This window comes from Arthrobacter sp. ISL-28 (assembly GCF_018613875.1).
Taxonomy (GTDB): domain Bacteria; phylum Actinomycetota; class Actinomycetes; order Actinomycetales; family Micrococcaceae; genus Arthrobacter.
Genome location: NZ_JAGGPJ010000019.1, coordinates 73,419 through 90,226 on the forward strand (window position 1 = coordinate 73,419; position 16,808 = coordinate 90,226).

Annotated in this window: 14 protein-coding genes and 2 tRNA genes; 14 read left to right on the top strand and 2 right to left on the bottom strand. The window is 63.7% G+C overall.

What is annotated here, in order from left to right; all coding sequences use genetic code 11:
* Positions 1-7 precede the first annotated feature (7 nt).
* From dnaN to J7E80_RS15310, 11 genes are all read left to right on the top strand, one after another.
* Entirely contained in the window at positions 8-1,132 is a 1,125-nt protein-coding gene (gene dnaN / locus J7E80_RS15260) for a DNA polymerase III subunit beta (RefSeq protein WP_215053003.1), read from the top strand.
* Between the two features lie 48 nt (positions 1,133-1,180).
* Entirely contained in the window at positions 1,181-2,065 is an 885-nt protein-coding gene (gene gnd, locus J7E80_RS15265) for a phosphogluconate dehydrogenase (NAD(+)-dependent, decarboxylating) (RefSeq protein WP_215053005.1), read from the top strand.
* A gap of 58 nt (positions 2,066-2,123) precedes the next feature.
* Positions 2,124-3,326, top strand: a complete 1,203-nt coding sequence (gene recF / locus J7E80_RS15270) for a DNA replication/repair protein RecF (protein WP_215053007.1) — start codon at positions 2,124-2,126, stop codon at positions 3,324-3,326.
* The gene (locus tag J7E80_RS15275; protein ID WP_215053009.1) at positions 3,313-3,873 is read left to right on the top strand and encodes a DUF721 domain-containing protein; all 561 of its coding nucleotides are present in this window, start codon (positions 3,313-3,315) and stop codon (positions 3,871-3,873) included. Before recF ends, J7E80_RS15275 begins: the two co-directional genes overlap by 14 nt.
* Positions 3,874-4,279: 406 nt before the next feature.
* On the top strand, positions 4,280-6,376 hold the full coding sequence (gene gyrB, locus J7E80_RS15280; RefSeq protein WP_311380851.1) for a DNA topoisomerase (ATP-hydrolyzing) subunit B: 2,097 nt from the start codon (positions 4,280-4,282) through the stop codon (positions 6,374-6,376).
* A 58-nt stretch (positions 6,377-6,434) separates the two neighbouring features.
* Positions 6,435-9,113 carry a DNA gyrase subunit A gene (gene gyrA / locus J7E80_RS15285; RefSeq protein ID WP_215053011.1) on the top strand — a complete coding sequence of 893 codons (2,679 nt, stop codon included), beginning with the start codon at positions 6,435-6,437 and terminating at the stop codon, positions 9,111-9,113.
* Entirely contained in the window at positions 9,110-9,739 is a 630-nt protein-coding gene (locus J7E80_RS15290; RefSeq protein ID WP_215053013.1) for a DUF3566 domain-containing protein, read from the top strand. Before gyrA ends, J7E80_RS15290 begins: the two co-directional genes overlap by 4 nt.
* 99 nt (positions 9,740-9,838) lie before the next feature.
* Positions 9,839-9,912: transfer RNA gene (locus J7E80_RS15295), tRNA-Ile, on the top strand.
* 59 nt (positions 9,913-9,971) lie between these two features.
* Positions 9,972-10,088: a DLW-39 family protein gene (locus J7E80_RS15300; RefSeq protein ID WP_215053015.1), complete on the top strand. Its 117-nt coding sequence runs from the start codon at positions 9,972-9,974 to the stop codon at positions 10,086-10,088.
* A gap of 72 nt (positions 10,089-10,160) precedes the next feature.
* Positions 10,161-10,236: transfer RNA gene (locus J7E80_RS15305), tRNA-Ala, on the top strand.
* Positions 10,237-10,356: 120 nt separating this feature from the next.
* On the top strand, positions 10,357-11,280 hold the full coding sequence (locus J7E80_RS15310; RefSeq protein ID WP_215053017.1) for a DMT family transporter: 924 nt from the start codon (positions 10,357-10,359) through the stop codon (positions 11,278-11,280).
* A 2-nt stretch (positions 11,281-11,282) separates the two neighbouring features.
* Here J7E80_RS15310 and J7E80_RS15315 read toward each other — a convergent pair whose 3' ends face one another.
* Both J7E80_RS15315 and J7E80_RS15320 read right to left on the bottom strand, forming a co-directional pair.
* The gene (locus J7E80_RS15315; RefSeq protein ID WP_215053018.1) at positions 11,283-12,158 is read right to left on the bottom strand and encodes a glycosyltransferase family 2 protein; all 876 of its coding nucleotides are present in this window, start codon (positions 12,156-12,158) and stop codon (positions 11,283-11,285) included.
* Positions 12,159-12,319: 161 nt separating this feature from the next.
* On the bottom strand, positions 12,320-13,252 hold the full coding sequence (locus J7E80_RS15320) for a hypothetical protein (protein ID WP_215053020.1): 933 nt from the start codon (positions 13,250-13,252) through the stop codon (positions 12,320-12,322).
* A 156-nt stretch (positions 13,253-13,408) separates the two neighbouring features.
* Here J7E80_RS15320 and J7E80_RS15325 point away from each other — a divergent pair, with 156 nt between their 5' ends.
* The 3 genes from J7E80_RS15325 to J7E80_RS15335 all read left to right on the top strand — a co-directional run bounded on the left by J7E80_RS15325 (position 13,409) and on the right by J7E80_RS15335 (position 16,259).
* On the top strand, positions 13,409-13,954 hold the full coding sequence (locus tag J7E80_RS15325) for a peptidylprolyl isomerase (RefSeq protein WP_215053022.1): 546 nt from the start codon (positions 13,409-13,411) through the stop codon (positions 13,952-13,954).
* 6 nt (positions 13,955-13,960) lie between these two features.
* Complete coding sequence (locus J7E80_RS15330; protein WP_215053024.1) at positions 13,961-14,839, top strand: rhomboid family intramembrane serine protease; 879 nt, start codon at positions 13,961-13,963, stop codon at positions 14,837-14,839.
* Between the two features lie 952 nt (positions 14,840-15,791).
* Entirely contained in the window at positions 15,792-16,259 is a 468-nt protein-coding gene (locus tag J7E80_RS15335) for a carboxymuconolactone decarboxylase family protein (protein ID WP_215053026.1), read from the top strand.
* Positions 16,260-16,808 lie beyond the last annotated feature (549 nt).

The following is a 16,808-nucleotide window of genomic DNA, read 5'->3' on the forward strand; positions in this document are numbered from 1 at the left end:
CCCTTCCGTGAAGTTCAGAGTCGAACGGGATGTCCTGGCAGAAGCCGTCACCTGGACAGCCCGGTCGTTGTCTCCGCGGCCGCCCGTCCCGGTCCTGTCGGGCCTGCTGCTCAAGGCTGAAGCCGGCACCGTCAGCCTGTCGAGCTTCGACTACGAAACCTCGGCAAGACTTGAAATCCCTGCAGACATCACGGTTGAGGGCACCATCCTGGTCTCGGGCCGATTGCTCGCCGACATCTGCCGCAGCCTTCCGTCGGCTCCGGTGGACATCGAAACCGAAGGCAGCAAAGTGACTCTCACCTGCCGCCGAAGCAGTTTCCACCTGGCCACGATGCCGGAGGCCGAATACCCGCCGCTGCCGGCACTGCCCACCATCAGCGGCACCGTGGCAGGTGACTCCTTCGCCCAAGCCGTATCCCAGGTGATCATCGCGGCGAGCAAGGACGACACCCTTCCCATCCTCACCGGCGTGCGGATGGAGATTGAGGACGACCTCATCACCCTCCTGGCCACCGACCGCTACCGTCTCGCCATGCGGGAAGTCCCCTGGAAGCCGGTCACCCCGGGCATCTCGACGAGCGCCCTCGTCAAGGCGAAGACCCTCAACGAGGTCGCAAAAACACTCGGCGGCAGCGGCGATATCAATCTGGCGATTGCCGATGATGAGAGCAGGCTTATCGGGTTTGAAAGCGGCGGACGTACCACCACGTCACTTCTTGTCGACGGCGAGTACCCCAAGATCCGCTCCTTGTTCCCGGATTCCACGCCGATCCACGCCACTGTGCAGACGCAGGAACTCGTGGAAGCCGTCCGCCGCGTCTCGCTCGTCGCTGAGCGCAACACTCCCGTGCGCCTTGCCTTCACCCAGGGCCAGCTCCACCTCGACGCCGGCACCGGCGAAGACGCCCAGGCCTCCGAAGAGCTCGAAGCCCAGCTCTCCGGCGACGACATCACGGTTGCGTTCAATCCGCACTACCTCGTGGAGGGCCTGAGCGTGATCGAGACCAAGTTCGTCCGCTTCTCCTTCACCACGGCGCCGAAACCAGCCATGATCACGGCCCAGACCGATGCGGACGGCGAAGACCAGGATGACTACCGCTACCTCGTGATGCCGGTTCGCCTCCCCAACTAAGCCACCCTCCCGGCCCCGCCACACCAGAGCAGAAAAGAGTTCACACCCGTGCACATCGGACTTATCGGCCTTGGCAAAATGGGTTACAACATGCGCGAACGGCTGCGCAAGGGCGGCGTGGAGGTCACCGGTTTTGACCGCAATCCAGACGTGACGGATGTGACCTCCATGGATGAGCTTCTCTCCGCCGTGCCCGCGCCCCGCCTGATCTGGGTGATGGTCCCGGCCGGCGAGATCACGGATGCAGTGATTCTCGAACTTGGCGACAAGCTCCAGCCGGGTGACATGGTGATCGACGGCGGCAACTCACGCTTCACTGAGGACCAGAAACACGGGGCGGCCCTGGCCGAAAAGGGCATCCGCTTCGCCGACTGCGGTGTGTCGGGCGGGGTCTGGGGCCTGCAGAACGGCTACGGGCTTATGGCCGGCGGAGATGCCGAGGACATCGAACGTGCATTGCCAGTCTTTGACGCGCTTCGTCCCGACGGCGAGCGGGCGGACAGCTTCGTCCATGTGGGCGGCGTCGGGGCCGGCCACTACGCCAAGATGGTCCACAACGGCATCGAGTACGGCCTGATGCAGGCCTACGCGGAGGGCTATGAACTGCTCGCCGCAAAGGAAATTGTCACCGATCTTCCCGGCACTTTCCGCGCCTGGCAGAAGGGAACGGTTGTCCGGTCCTGGCTGCTGGATCTCATGGTCAAGGCACTGGACGAGGATCCGGGTCTGGCCTCGATCGATGACTACGTCGAGGACTCCGGTGAAGGGCGCTGGACCGTGGAAGAGGCCATCGCAAACGCGGTTCCGGCTCCCGCCATTACCGCCGCGCTGTTTGCCCGCTTCGCCTCCCGCGAAGACAACTCGCCGGCCATGAAGATGGTGTCCGCCCTGCGCCACCAGTTCGGCGGTCATGCCACCCGTCCGGCAAAGTAGCACCCGTTCCGGGCCCCTCCGGCACCGGAACTAGGGTCCCGAGAAACCTGAAGAGCGCGTGTACCTAAAGCACCTGTCCCTGACCGACTTCCGCAGCTACGCCCAGGTCGATCTCAGCCTGGAACCCGGCGTGACCGTCCTGGTCGGGTCCAATGGAATCGGCAAGACCAACCTGATGGAAGCCATCGGATACCTGGCAACGTTGAGCTCCCATCGCGTCACCGCCGACGGGCCGCTCCTGCGCTTCGGCACCGACCGGGCCCTGATCCGGGCAAAACTCGTGCGCGGCGAGCAGTCCACGGTACTGGAACTGGAGATCAACGGCGGCCGGGCCAACCGCGGGCGCATCAACCGCAGCAACCCTGTCCGGGCGCGAGACCTGCTGGGCATCTGCCACACCGTCCTGTTCGCTCCCGAGGACCTGGCCCTGGTCAAGGGCGATCCATCCAGCCGACGGCGTTTCCTCGATGAGCTGCTGGTGAGCCTCGTGCCGCGGCACGCCGCCACCCGAAGCGATTACGATCGTGTCCTGAAGCAGCGCAACGCCCTGTTGAAATCAGCGCGGGCGGGCAAATTCACCGCCGGCCATGAAGCCACGCTGGATGTCTGGGACCAGCACATGGCCCGCGCCGGAGCCGAGTTGCTGCATGCCCGGCTGGAGCTCGTGGAGCGGCTCCGCCCTCATCTCAACAGTGCCTACGCCCAGTTGACGGACGGATCCAAGGCTGCTGACGCCGTATACCGCTCCACCCTCCAGACCACGATCGACGACGACGGCGCGCCAGCCCGCGCGGGCGGGGAACCTTCGCCGGACGGAGACCCAGTGGAGGACCTGCGGCTGCTGTCCGTCGACGAACTCACCGAGCGTTACGTGAAGGCCTTCGCGGCGTCCCGCCGCAAGGAACTCGAACGCGGCATCTCGCTCGTCGGTCCCCATCGCGATGAGCTGGAGCTTGTCCTGGGTCAGGCACCAGCGAAGGGATACGCCTCGCACGGCGAAACCTGGTCGATGTGCCTGTCCCTGCGCCTCGCCTCCTACTACGTCATGCTCGACGACGCGCGTACTGGAGGCTCGGCACCCATCCTGATTCTGGACGACGTTTTTGCCGAGCTTGATGTGCAGCGGCGGCGTAAACTGGCCGCAATAGTCGCCGGCGCCGAACAGGTCCTGGTGACAGCCGCCGTCGAAGCCGATATTCCTGAGGAACTGGCCGGGCGGCGGGTGAAGGTTGTCCCGGGAGGAATCGATGAACAGGGATAAGGACGGCGGCCTCCAACCGGGCCGCGACCCCGATGAAATCGATGCCGCACAGGCGGCGCTGAACCGGATGCGTGATGCCGCGGCCGCACGCGGTGAGGTCCGGCGCGCCGCGCCGCGCGCTGGCAGCACCGCGCAAAAACAACGAACTGCTGCGCGGGGCACCCGCGGCTTCAGCCAGTTCCACGCCACGGGACGTGATCCCCTCGGGCTGGGCAAAGTCGTGGGCCGGCTGGTTGCCGAGCGCGGCTGGACCTCGCCTGTGGCGGTCGGCTCCGTCATGGCGCAGTGGGCCACGCTCGTCGGTCCCGAAATCGCCGCGCACTGCACGCCCGAAAGTTTCACCGACACCACGCTGCACGTGAGGTGCGATTCCACGGCCTGGGCCACGCAGCTGCGCCTGCTGAGCATCAGCCTGCTGGAAAAGTTCCGCACCGAGCTCGGCGACGGCGTCGTGACGAGCATCCATGTGCTGGGACCCGCCGCGCCGAGCTGGCGCAAGGGTGGCCGCACTGTGAACGGCCGCGGACCGCGGGATACCTACGGATAGATCCGGCAGCGGGCGCGCAGCGTCTTGCCCGCTGCCGGATCTATTGAAAAATGCGGAAACGGCGTGTAGGCCGCTCAAACCGCCGTAACCCGTATAGGAACCTGAAGACGGTACCGCTGGGGCCTTGCAGGCGGAGCCAATGGCCAGCGAGGGGCACATTGACCGCCGTCGGCAGCCCTGGAATGCGGGGATCGGCCCAGTTTCACGATAGAATCTCTGTAGATAACTGGGCGCCGGTGAAACGTTGACTGAGTCCGTTTTCCGACGCTTTCCAGCGGGCGGAGGACGGTTCCGCCAGTCAACCGATGTGCCGGCGCTATCAGTGACGTGCCTGTTGGCGGAAGCCTTTCCCTCGGGAGACGGCATCGGCCGGCCATTATCAATTACAGAGGAGTCGAGAGCGCCTGTGGCTAACGACAATGCAGAGGCAGTGGAAACCATCACGGAGGATGCCCGGACGCCTGACACACCGGCGGATGCGGCGACCCCTGAAGCGGTGACCCCGCGGGAATACGGTGCCAGCGATATCACCGTACTGGAGGGCCTTGAGGCCGTACGCAAACGGCCCGGCATGTACATCGGCTCCACCGGCCTCCGCGGCCTGCACCACTTGGTGTACGAAGTGGTGGACAACTCTGTTGATGAGGCCCTGGCCGGATACTGCACGCACATCGAGATCGTGCTGCAGGCCGACGGCGGCGTCAAAGTGGTGGACGACGGCCGCGGCATCCCCGTGGACATCCACCCCAGCGAGGGCAAGCCCACTGTTGAAGTGGTGATGACCATCCTGCACGCCGGCGGAAAGTTCGGCGGCGGCGGATACGCGGTGTCTGGCGGCCTCCACGGCGTGGGCATTTCAGTGGTCAACGCGCTCTCCAGCAGGGTGGAAACCGAGGTGCGCCGGCAGGGCCACGTCTGGCGCATGTCCTTTGCCGACGGCGGCAAGCCCCAGGGCGGCCTGGTCAAGGGCGAGGAAACCGACACCACCGGAACCACGCAGACGTTCTACCCCGACGCCAGCATTTTTGAGTCCACCGAATTCGATTTCGAGACGCTGCGCGCCCGCTTCCAGCAGATGGCCTTCCTCAACAAGGGCCTGCGCATCACGCTCACGGATGAGCGCGTCACCGTTACGGCAGACGAGAACGGCGACCTTGACCTGGACGCCGTCGCCACCGAGGGCGAAGTCACCGCGGAACACCGCACGGTGGTCTACCAGTACAACGACGGACTGCTGGACTACGTCAAGCACCTGAACTCCGGCAAGAAGGTGGATGTGGTCCATGAGGACGTCATCGCTTTCGAAACCGAGGACAAGGAACGCCGCATCGCCGTGGAAATGGCCATGCAATGGACCAGCGCCTACTCGGAGAGCGTCCACACGTACGCGAACACCATCAACACCCACGAGGGCGGCACCCATGAAGAGGGGTTCCGGGCCGCGATGACCTCACTCATCAACCGCTACGCGCGGGAGAAGAGCATCATCAAGGAAAAGGAAGAAAACCTCACGGGTGATGACATTCGTGAAGGCCTCACCGCCGTGATTTCCGTGAAGCTCGCCGAGCCGCAGTTTGAAGGCCAGACCAAGACCAAACTCGGCAACTCCGAGGTCAAGGGATTCGTCCAGCGCGTGGTCACCGACCAGTTGGGCGACTGGCTGGAACGCAACCCCGGGCCCGCCAGGGACGTCATCCGCAAGGCCATTTCCGCCGCCCAGGCACGCATGGCGGCACGCAAAGCACGGGACAACGCCCGCCGCAAGAGTCCGCTGGAATCCTTCGGCATGCCGGGCAAGCTTTCCGACTGCTCCTCGAAGGACCCTTCGAAGTGCGAGGTCTACATTGTGGAGGGTGACTCCGCCGGCGGTTCGGCCAAGCGCGGGCGCAACCCCGAGACACAGGCCATCCTCCCGCTCCGCGGCAAGATCCTGAACGTGGAAAGGGCCCGGCTGGACAAGGCCCTCGGCAACAACGAGGTCCAGTCCATGATCACTGCCTTCGGCACAGGCATTGGCGAGGACTTCGACCTCAGCAAGCTGCGGTACCACAAGATCGTCCTCATGGCCGACGCCGACGTCGACGGCCAGCACATCACCACGCTCCTTATGACGCTGCTGTTCCGCTACATGCGGCCGCTGATCGAAAACGGCTACGTCTACCTGGCACAGCCTCCCTTGTACCGGATCAAGTGGTCCAACGCGCCGCACGACTACGTCTACAGCGACCGTGAACGCGACGCTCGGCTGGTTTCCGGGCAGGCTGCCGGCCGCCGCATCCCCAAGGACAACGGCATCCAGCGCTACAAGGGTCTTGGCGAAATGGACTACACGGAGCTGTGGGACACCACCATGGATCCGGACAACCGCACACTTCTCCAGGTCACCATGGAGGATGCCGCCGCCGCTGACCAGATCTTCACAGTGCTGATGGGCGAGGACGTCGAATCGCGCCGAAACTTCATCCAGCAGAACGCCAAGGACGTCAGATTCCTTGATATCTAGACGTTTTCCGTCTTGATATTCCTGAGCTGACATATACCTGAAACGGAAAATACAGACTATGAGTGACGAAACCCCTGAGGTTCCCGCAGTGTCCGGAGACCTCCCGGAGCCGGTGTTGGAGGGCGATCTGCTGATTGACCGCGTGGAGCAGGTCGACCTCCAGACGGAGATGCAGCGGTCCTACCTCGACTACGCCATGGCCGTAATCGTAGGCCGTGCTCTGCCCGACGTCCGCGACGGACTGAAACCCGTGCACCGCCGCGTGCTCTACGCGATGTTCGACGGCGGCTACCGCCCCGACCGCTCGTTCAACAAGTGTGCCCGCGTCGTGGGCGAAGTCATGGGCCAGTATCACCCCCACGGTGACACCGCCATCTACGATGCGCTGGTCCGGCTGATCCAGGACTGGACCATGCGGTACCCGCTGGCGCTCGGCCAGGGAAACTTCGGTTCCCCGGGCAATGACGGCGCTGCGGCGCCGCGGTACACCGAAACCAAGATGGCGCCGCTGGCCATGGAGATGGTGCGGGACATCGACGAGGAAACCGTCGATTTCCAGGACAACTACGACGGCAAGAACCAGGAACCCACCATTCTGCCGGCACGGTTCCCGAACCTGCTGGTGAACGGCTCCTCGGGCATCGCCGTCGGCATGGCGACGAACATTCCGCCGCACAACCTCCGCGAGGTTGCCGAGGGCGTCCAGTGGTACCTGGCCAACCCCACCGCCAGCCGAGAGCAGCTGCTGGAAGAGCTGCTGCTTCGCATCAAGGGACCGGATTTCCCCACCGGCGCCACAATCCTTGGCCACAAGGGCATTGAGGACGCGTACCGTACGGGCCGCGGGTCCATCACCATGCGCGCCGTGGTCAACGTTGAGGAACTCCAGGGACGCACGTGCCTCGTGGTCACCGAGCTGCCGTACCAGGCAAATCCGGACAACCTCGCGATCAAGATTGCCGAACTGGTCAAGGACGGCAAGGTCCAGGGCATCGCCGACCTCCGTGACGAGACCTCGGGACGCACCGGCCAGCGCCTAGTGATTGTCCTCAAGCGCGACGCCGTGGCGAAGGTGGTGCTGAACAACCTCTACAAGCACACGCAGCTGCAGGAAAACTTCGGCGCCAACATGCTGGCGATTGTGGACGGCGTGCCGCGTACCCTCAGCCTGGATGCCTTCATCCGGCACTGGGTCACGCACCAATTGGACGTCATCGCGCGGCGCACCCGCTACCGTCTCCGCAAGGCCGAGGAGGAAGCGCACATCCTGCGCGCCCTCCTGAAGGCACTGGACATGCTGGACGAGGTCATCGCCCTGATCCGCGCCTCCAGCACCACCGAGGCCGCCCGCGACGGCCTGATGGAGCTGCTGGATATCGACGAGCTTCAGGCCAGGGCCATCCTGGACATGCAGCTGCGCCGCCTGGCTGCCTTGGAACGCCAGAAGATCCAGGACCGCCACGCCGAACTCGAAGCCCTGATCGCCGAGTACAACGCGATCCTTGCTTCGGAGGAACGTCAGCGCGCCATCATCAGCGAGGAGCTCGGTGAGATCGTTGCCAAGCACGGTGATGACCGCCGCACCAAGATCCTCATGGGCTACGACGGCGACATGTCCATGGAGGACCTGATCCCCGAAGAGGAAATGGTGGTCACCATTACCCGGGGAGGCTACGTCAAGCGGACCAGGAGCGACAACTACCGGTCCCAGCAGCGAGGCGGCAAGGGCATCAAGGGTGCTCAGCTGCGCGGCGACGACGTCGTGGAACACTTCTTTGTCACCACCACGCACCATTGGCTGCTCTTCTTCACCAACCTGGGACGGGTCTACCGGGCGAAGGCCTATGAACTGGCCGAAGCCGGCCGTGACGCCAAGGGACAGCACGTGGCCAACCTGCTGGCCTTTCAGCCGGACGAGCACATCGCCCAGGTGCTCGACCTCAGGGACTACCAGCACTCGCCGTACCTTGTGCTGGCCACCAAGCGGGGGCTCGTCAAGAAGACGCGGCTGGAAGATTACGACACCAACCGGTCCGCGGGTGTCATCGCCATCAACCTGCGGGACGGGGATGAACTCGTCTCTGCCCAGCTGGTTTCCGAGACGGACGATCTCTTGCTGGTATCCCGCAAGGGCCAGTCCATCCGCTTCACCGCGACGGATGATGCGCTGCGCCCCATGGGTCGTGCCACGTCAGGGGTGACGGGCATGAAGTTCCGTGAGGAAGACGAGCTCCTCGCCGCGAACGTGGTCACCGATGGCTCCTACGTCTTCATCGTCACCGAAGGCGGCTACGCCAAGCGCACCGCCGTCGAGGAGTACCGCCTCCAGGGACGCGGCGGGCTGGGCATCAAGGTGGCCAAGCTTGCCGAGGAACGCGGCGACCTCGTGGGCGCCCTGATTGTCCAGGAGGAGGACGAAGTCCTGGTGGTCATGGAAGGCGGCAAGGTGGTGCGTTCATCCGTGGCCGGTGTCCCTGCCAAGGGTCGCGACACCATGGGCGTCATCTTCGCGAAACCTGACAAGAACGACCGCATCATCGAGGTGGCGCGGAACAGTGAACGCGGCCTTGAGGGAGAGGAATCTGCGGAGGATGACGTAACGTTGGCTGAAGATACAGGATCAGCAGACGGGTCCGCAGAGCCAGAAACAGCAGAGGCAGAGTCGGCACTGTCAGCATCCGAGGATGAGGGCAGCGACGCCGAGCTGAACGAAGACAACACCGGAGGTAACGAGTGAGTAATTCCGACTCATTTCCCAAGCCGAGCAGCAATGGTCCCGGCGGGATGCGGCAGCCGGCAGCCGCTCCACGAGTCAATGCTCCGGTGCGTCCGCCGCAGAGCCCCGCAGCGGCTGGAGCGCCGAGCGCGCCGGGACAGACTGCCCAGCGTCCGCCCGCGCCGGGCCAGCGCCCCCAGATGCCCGGCCAGAGGCCTGCTACCCCGGGACCACGCCCCGGCCAGGGCGCTCCCGGGCTGGTCAAGCCTGCTCCGAAGGCCAAGGTCCGCCGTGCGCGTCTCCTGGTCAGCAAGGTTGACCCCTGGTCCGTCCTGAAGATGGCGTTCCTGCTCTCGGTGGCTCTTGGCATCGTCACCGTGGTCGCCGCAATCGTGCTGTGGACGGTCCTGGACCTGACCGGCATCTTCGACCAGGTCGACAGCCTGCTGGGCACGCTGGCCGGCTCTGAAGGCGGCGGCTTCGAACTGAAGAAGGTTGCTTCCCTCGGCCAGGTGGCATCCTTTGCCACCATCATCGCCGTGGTCAACGTTGTGCTGCTGACAGCCCTGTCCATGCTGTCCGCCGTTCTGTACAACATCTCCGCCACCCTCGTGGGCGGCATCGGCGTCACCCTCACGGACGACTAAAAAACCCGTGATTCCGCGGCAACAGCGCCGCGGAATGCCTCGATTTGAGATCGGGCCGGGATGTGCTGTAAAGTCATGTTTCGGCCCGATGAGGCATCGGGGCGTATAGCTCAGGCGGTTAGAGCGCTTCGCTGATAACGAAGAGGTCCCAGGTTCAAGTCCTGGTACGCCCACGGAACCTGCACAGGTTCAAGTAAAGGATCAGGTAAAAACTGACCGGAACGGGGTGCGTGTGAAGAAGTTGCTGGCAATTGCAGCTGCGGTCGCAGGCGTTCTGCTCTACAGGAAAGTGCAGGAGTCCGAAGCCCGGAAAACGGTCTGGAGCAAGTCAACCGATACGGTTGAATAGCCCGGATCCCCGGTACGGAGGCTGGTCAGACAGCCTCTGGAACTAGGGTATGATTGACGGGTTGCTTCTTATGGGGGCATGGCGCAATTGGTAGCGCACCTGCTTTGCAAGCAGGGGGTTCGGGGTTCGAGTCCCCGTGCCTCCACCATAAGAAAAGTCCCGGCCAGCGATGGCCGGGACTTTTTAGTTTATCCGGGCGTTATCAGGCTCAGCCAGCGTACGTTTTCGACAGGACCAACCGCGGCTGCGGCACATTACTGTTGGAACCGTGAACTTCTTCCTCGCGGCCCTGGGCGTCCTTGGCGTGGCTTCGTCCGGACCCCTCATTGCTGCGACGCTCGGTGCCACTACGGTAAGCGCCCTGGCTATCGCCTTCTGGCGGAACGCGATAGGGGCTGCGGCCATGTCCGCACCCACCCTCATCAGGGAGCCCGCACAGTTCGGGCGCATCACCGGTCGGGAATTCCGCTGGTCCCTCGTAGCGGCCCTGGCCCTGGCGCTGCACTTCGCGTGCTTCATCACCTCCCTGCAGCTGACCTCCGTTGCCGCGGCCACCGCCCTGGTCTGTCTCCAGTCGGGATGGATCGCCGTCATCCAGCTGTTCCGGGGCGTGAAGCACCGGTGGCAGGTGCTCGTGGGACTCGGTGTCGCCTTCGGCGGCGTTGTGGCCATCACGGGGTTCGACATGGGCGCGTCGCCCGAGGCGTTGCTTGGCGACCTCTTGGCGATGGCTGGCGGCCTCCTGGCGGGAATCTACACGCTGGCCGGGGGCCGGGCCCGGCAGAGCATGACCACCGGAACCTATACAACGCTGTGCTACGGCATATGCGCCGCCGTAGTGGCGCTGCTGGCGCTCTTCACCAACCAGCCGCTCGTGGGGTTCGACGCCGCCGGCTGGATGGGGATCACCGCCATCACTGTGTGCGCGCAACTGGTGGGGCACACGGCCTTCAATCACCTGCTGGCCACGATGAGTCCGCTTCTGGTCTCAATGATCATCCTGCTGGAGATTCCCGGGGCAGCTCTGCTGGCGGCCATTTTCCTGAACGAGACCCTGCCAGCCGGGACGTATGCTGGCCTGGCGCTGATCCTGGTGGGGCTCGCCGTCGTCGTCACCGGCCAGCGCAACGGCAAGGCCGGGCGCGGCAAAACACCGGCGGAACGGCCGCTGGCGGAGCTGGGGACGGACTGAGGCTACTGCCCGCCGCGGCGGGCAGGCTGGCTGCTGTTGACCGTGTGGATGGCGCGCAGCAGCTTGGCTGGGAAGTAGACGGAGAAGAACACCACCATGGGGGCCTTGAGGGCCATTTTCTTCACGTTGTGGGCCTTGTACGTGCGGTCAAAGCGCGTGACGTAGTAGCGGTAGTCGCGGGGTGAGTCTTCAAGCCTACGTGCCGACATGCCGGAAACCATCTGCGGCCAGTACTGGATTTTCAGGTCATGATCCGCGAGGTGCAGGGAGAGGTCGATGTCCTCATGCATCTCGTCCTTCTCGTCGAGGCAGGCCTCGCCCCGGATGATTTCCCAGGCCGAGCGGCGTAGCGCCATGTTGGAGCCGAACAGGAAGTGGTACTGGTGCTTGGCAAGCTTCAGCATCAGCTGGCGCATTTTGTCATCGGCTTTAAGGCCAAAACGGCGCATGGGCATGTCGTAGTAGACCACCGGTCCCGTCGCCGCCTGGGTGGACCGGTCGGCAAATGCCTTCTGGACCTGCTCTACCCAGTCGGGTTCGACGACCGAATCCGCGTCAATCCGGCCGATGATGTCGCCGGAGGCATGGTCGAGACCGAAGTTGCGGGTGGGAATAAGGCCCTGCTCCTTGTCCTGGCGAAGCAGGATGATGGGGCTTTCGGGGTATTCCTGCTGCATCTGCCGGACAATGTCCGCCGTACGATCCTTGGACAAGTTGTCCACCACGATGATCTCGTGCGCCGGAACGGACTGGTAGACGGCGGCGATGAGGCATTGCCGGATGACGCTTTCCTCGTTGTACGCCGGGATGACGATTGATACGTCCGGCTGCTGCGGAGCGTCATGCAAGGCATCCTCGGAGGATCTATCGGGTGACATCCCCTCAAATTTAGCACCGATCGATTTCTTTCCCGCGGGCCGTGCAATTGCGTCGGATCACGTGCCAGCTGCCGTGCAACTGCACCTTAAAAAGACCGGAGGGGCCCCGCGCCAGGCGGAACCCCTCCAATAACACGCCGGACAGGCGCGGAATGTGCTGTTTACTTGTCTGCCGGCTTGTCCGCATCGCTTTCGATGTTGGCAGCCATGTCCTTGACAGCGGTCTTCGCATCAGTGGCGACGGCGCCGGCGTCTTCATCTTCCGCAACGTGCTTGGCCTTGTCCGCTGAGGTGTCCTCGGCAGGGGCCAAGGGCGAGGTCTCGGAACCAGCCGCCGACTCGCTGACGGCGGTGGCCGGCACCGGTGACGGCGTCACGGCTTCCGGGCTGGCGTCGGCAGAGGGAGCCGGAGTAACGGGGGCCGGCGTCTTCCACGGATCCTCGACCGGCTTGGAGGCCTTCCAGGCTGCGATGCCGGCCGCCACGGCAGCGGCGATCACCCCGACAATCAGGAGTCCGCGCTTCTTGGGCTTCTCAGGCTGGATCAGCGGCTTGCCGGTCACTGCCCGGCTTGCCTCCGAGGCCGCCGACTTCAACTGGGTACCGGCCACGTGTGCCTGCTCCTGGAGGGAGTGGATGATGCCGACGTCGCCGAGCTTCTGTGCCACTGCGTCCACGCGGGCCGGAGCGTTTTCCAGCGTCCGGTGGACCACTTCCGATGCCGTGCCGATCTGGTCGGACAGCCGGGGCAGGTATTCGACCACCACGCGGTCACGGGCCTGTGTGATGACGGGGGTGGCCTTGTCCAGGGCCTCGTGCAGCCGGGGCGTGGCGCCCTCAACGGCGTCATGAATCTTCGGTGCCAGGTGCGCCAGTCCGTCCTGGATCCGCGGCGTCACGACGGCAACGCCGTCAGCCAGGTTGTAGGCGGCAGACTTGAGCCCTTCCTGGATTTTGGGGGAAGCGGTGTCGATGCCATGCTGCAGCCGGGGAACAGCCCAGTCCACTGCGGCTTCCACCCGGTCTTTTGCGTTCTCTACTGCGGAACTGACCGACAACTCCAGTTCATGGGCAATACGATCCGTTTTTTTCACAACTACCTCCCGATTAATGTGACGGTTCTGTCGCTAGCCTACGTTGAGGATGACCCGCCCTGCTATCGTTCCCGCGGATTCCCAGCGGATTTCACCGAACGCGGAACTGCCTTTCCGGCCCCGTCCCGCGTTGACCCGCCGTGAAAGAATGACCGTATGACTGCCATAGCAACTGCAAAAGCAACCATCCACACCAGCCTCGGCGACATCGTCGTGAACCTTTTCGGGAACCACGCGCCGAAGACTGTCAAGAACTTTATCGGACTGGCGACGGGCGAACAGGCGTGGACGCACCCGGAGACCGGCGAAGACAAGACCGGCACGCCGCTGTACAACGGCACCATCTTCCACCGCATCATCAAGGACTTCATGATCCAGGCCGGCGACCCCCTGGGCCGCGGCACCGGCGGACCGGGCTACCGCTTCGACGACGAGATCCACCCGGAGCTCACCTTTAACGCCCCCTACAAGCTGGCTATGGCCAACGCCGGCATCCAGATGGGCAAGGGAACCAACGGCTCGCAGTTCTTCATCACCACCATTCCCACCGACTGGCTGCAGGGCAAGCACAGTATCTTCGGTGAGGTCGCTGACGAGGAATCCCGCAAGGTTGTCGACGCCATCGAGGGCGTCCGCACCGGCATGGGTGACCGCCCGGTGGAAGACGTGAAGATCAACAGCATCGACATCGAGCAGCTCTAACCCACCATGAGCTACGGAATTCCGTCGGCCGAGCCGTCCGCGCAGGTTCCCGTGTGCCCCCGGCACCCGGACAGGCCCTCCTATGTGAGCTGCCAGCGCTGCGGGCGTCCTGCATGCCCCGAGTGCCAGCGGGCGGCCGCCGTCGGATTCCAATGCGTTGACTGCGTCAACGAGGCAAAACGTACGACGCCGGCAGTCCGGACCGTGTACGGCGGTGCCGTCGCAACCGGCACGCCCGTGGTGACGTTCGGGATTATCGCGCTGTGTGCAGTGCTCTATGTGCTGCAATGGGTTATTCCGGGCAGTGCCGTATTCCGGAACCTGGCGTACGCCTCGGTCTTTGTCGCACCCGAGTACGGTGTGTTCCAGCCGTGGCGCATGGTCACGGCGGCCTTTCTGCACTCGCAGGGCTTTCTGCTCCACATCCTGCTGAACATGTACATGCTGTGGATCTTCGGCCAGGCGCTGGAACCGTTGCTCGGCCGGATCCGCTTCCTGGCGGTCTACCTGATCTCCGCCGTGGGCGGATCGGTGGGGTATCTTCTCCTCACTCCTATCCTTCCTGAGGGCGGACCCGTGCCGGTCGTCGGTGCCTCGGGAGCAATTTTTGGGCTCTTTGGCGCCATGCTGGTGGTCCAGCGGCACCGTCGCGCTGAGACCAAACAGCTCTGGGTGCTCATCGCCATCAACGGCGTCATCGGCTTCGTGGTGCCCCAGATCGCCTGGCAGGCCCACCTTGGCGGCCTGATAGCAGGAGCCCTGTGCGCGGCGGTTATCGCCTACGCCCCCCGCGGACCCCGGCAGCACCTCGTGCAGTTTGCCGGGCTGGCGGCAGTCCTGGTCCTGCTGGCGGCGGTCTCCTGGTACCGCGTCATCACCGGCTGACGGCCTGCTCAGCGCCTTTCTTCTCCCTCGCCGGCTAACAGCCTGCTCAGCGCCTTTCTTCTCTTCCCCTCGCTGGACCCTCCGTGCCTGCACTTTCCATACTGCGCTTGCTGTCGCGCGCCTTCCTTTACGTTGCCCAACTGTGTAGCAGCTCATGCCGTTTTCAGGGCTGAGAACGACGCTTTCCCCTGCCGGGGCGACTACGCGGGACCATCCTTATCCTGCCAGCTTTCACTCCGCCTGCTTTGTTGTCCTGCACTTTGCTGTGCTGCAGCGCCATGGCCCCCGCATGCCGCCGGCACGCAGGGGCATGAACTTCGAAGCCAGGACCAGTTATCCACAGGGGTTATCCACATTGTTGGTAACTTACACCGGTGTAGTTCAAGCTGATCTCTTCGGGAATCCGCGCCGACTGGCGGATTGCGGGGTCTCGCGGCTGAGTACGTCCACAATTGTGGATAACTGCGATCACATTCCCTGTGGTTAAGTGGACAACTTCCGCTTCGTTCCACAGCCCACTCACCGCTGTAGCGGTATATGTACTGGTCGGTAAGCAGTGACGAGCAGAGGGCACGCGTGGCATCTTGGAGAGGATGGCCGAGGTGATCGGAATTTTCAACAGGGTTGTTCACATTGTTAATAACTTACGGCTGTGTAGCTTGGATGTCCGACTACCGTCCTGACCCCTACAACCCGGTGAATTTTGTAGTTTTCCCCCACAGGTTATCCCCACCTGTGGATAACCTGTGGGTAGCCGCCTGTTGGTAAGTGGATAACACTGCATTGGATAATCGCCGCACGGCGGGAAGGTCTGGCCGGCTTTCGACCCCTTGACCCGATGCTCAGCGGCAGCAATGGCCCTGCGTGCGCGTGTAGTCTCGGACTAATCGCCAGCCCGCTTGAGAGTCCGTCGGCCGCCGCCGGCAGGCCAGTTTTCTCCGAGGAGTACACCGTGAGCACTACCGAACACATCTTCCTGGACAAGTACCACCCGGGGTCCTGGCGGGCGCTGAATGGCTTGGGTCTGAAAGTCCGGGAAGCGGCTCTTGAGTCCGGGCTGGATCGCAAGGTTATTGAACTGTTGAACGTCCGCACATCGCAGATCAATGGCTGCGCGTACTGCCTCGACATGCATGTTGCTGATGCCCTGAAGGGCGGCGAATCCGCTCAGAGGCTCGCGGTTCTGCCCGCCTGGCGCGATACTGCCCTGTTTGACGGCGTAGAGCGCGCGGCACTGGCCCTTGCCGAAAGCATTACGAACCTGCCTGACGCGCGGACGCGCGAATTGGAGGACGCTTACGCGCGCGATCACCTGACGGACGAGCAATACTCGGCGGTCAGCTGGCTGGCCATCACGATGAATGCCTTCAACCGGGTGTCCATCACCAGCCAGCACCCCGTCCGACCGAAAACGGACTAGGCGGCAGGGTTATCCACAGACTTTCCCACAATTGTTAATAACTCGGGCTTCATTCCCGGTGATGCAATCCGCCAAAGCGGGCCTATCTGCGTCTGCCGGCCGCGAACTTATCAACACTGTGGATATCTTTACCAACACGTGTGGAGGGCGGGGATGCCCGAGCCCGGCCATATATTGCGGTGGGCAGGCGCCGCGGACCCATCCGCCAAATGGCTGGGCGAACCGTAGCTCGACGCCGCTGAGACTCCCCGGCGTGGGGTCGCCTTATGAGGAGTTCTTTCGAACGCCCGCCAAACTATGCGAGAAAAGGCCATCTTGGAGCCATGGCCCTTCACTGTTTTCAGATTGCCGGGGATGTTCTGGCTACGGGTTGCCGGGTTAGCTGGTTTTGAATCGTTGGGGCCGCACGAAGTCCAGGCCCTCTATGGTCTGTTTGCCGAGGGCTTCGTGCGCGGCGATCTGGCCGTAGCCTGTGGCATTTTTGAAGCCGCCGCCGGAGAAGTCGGTGGCGCAGTAGATCCTGCTGGCTTCGCTGAACCGGCCAAGGAG

Excerpts from the sequence above, each read along its gene's own strand:
- J7E80_RS15315 (WP_215053018.1), bottom strand. The coding sequence starts at position 12,158 with ATGTCACCCGATAGATCCTCCGAGGATGCCTTGCATGACGCTCCGCAG.
- gyrA (WP_215053011.1), top strand. The coding sequence starts at position 6,435 with ATGAGTGACGAAACCCCTGAGGTTCCCGCAGTGTCCGGAGACCTCCCG.
- J7E80_RS15325 (WP_215053022.1), top strand. The coding sequence starts at position 13,409 with ATGACTGCCATAGCAACTGCAAAAGCAACCATCCACACCAGCCTCGGC.
- J7E80_RS15330 (WP_215053024.1), top strand. The coding sequence starts at position 13,961 with ATGAGCTACGGAATTCCGTCGGCCGAGCCGTCCGCGCAGGTTCCCGTG.
- J7E80_RS15275 (WP_215053009.1), top strand. The coding sequence starts at position 3,313 with ATGAACAGGGATAAGGACGGCGGCCTCCAACCGGGCCGCGACCCCGAT.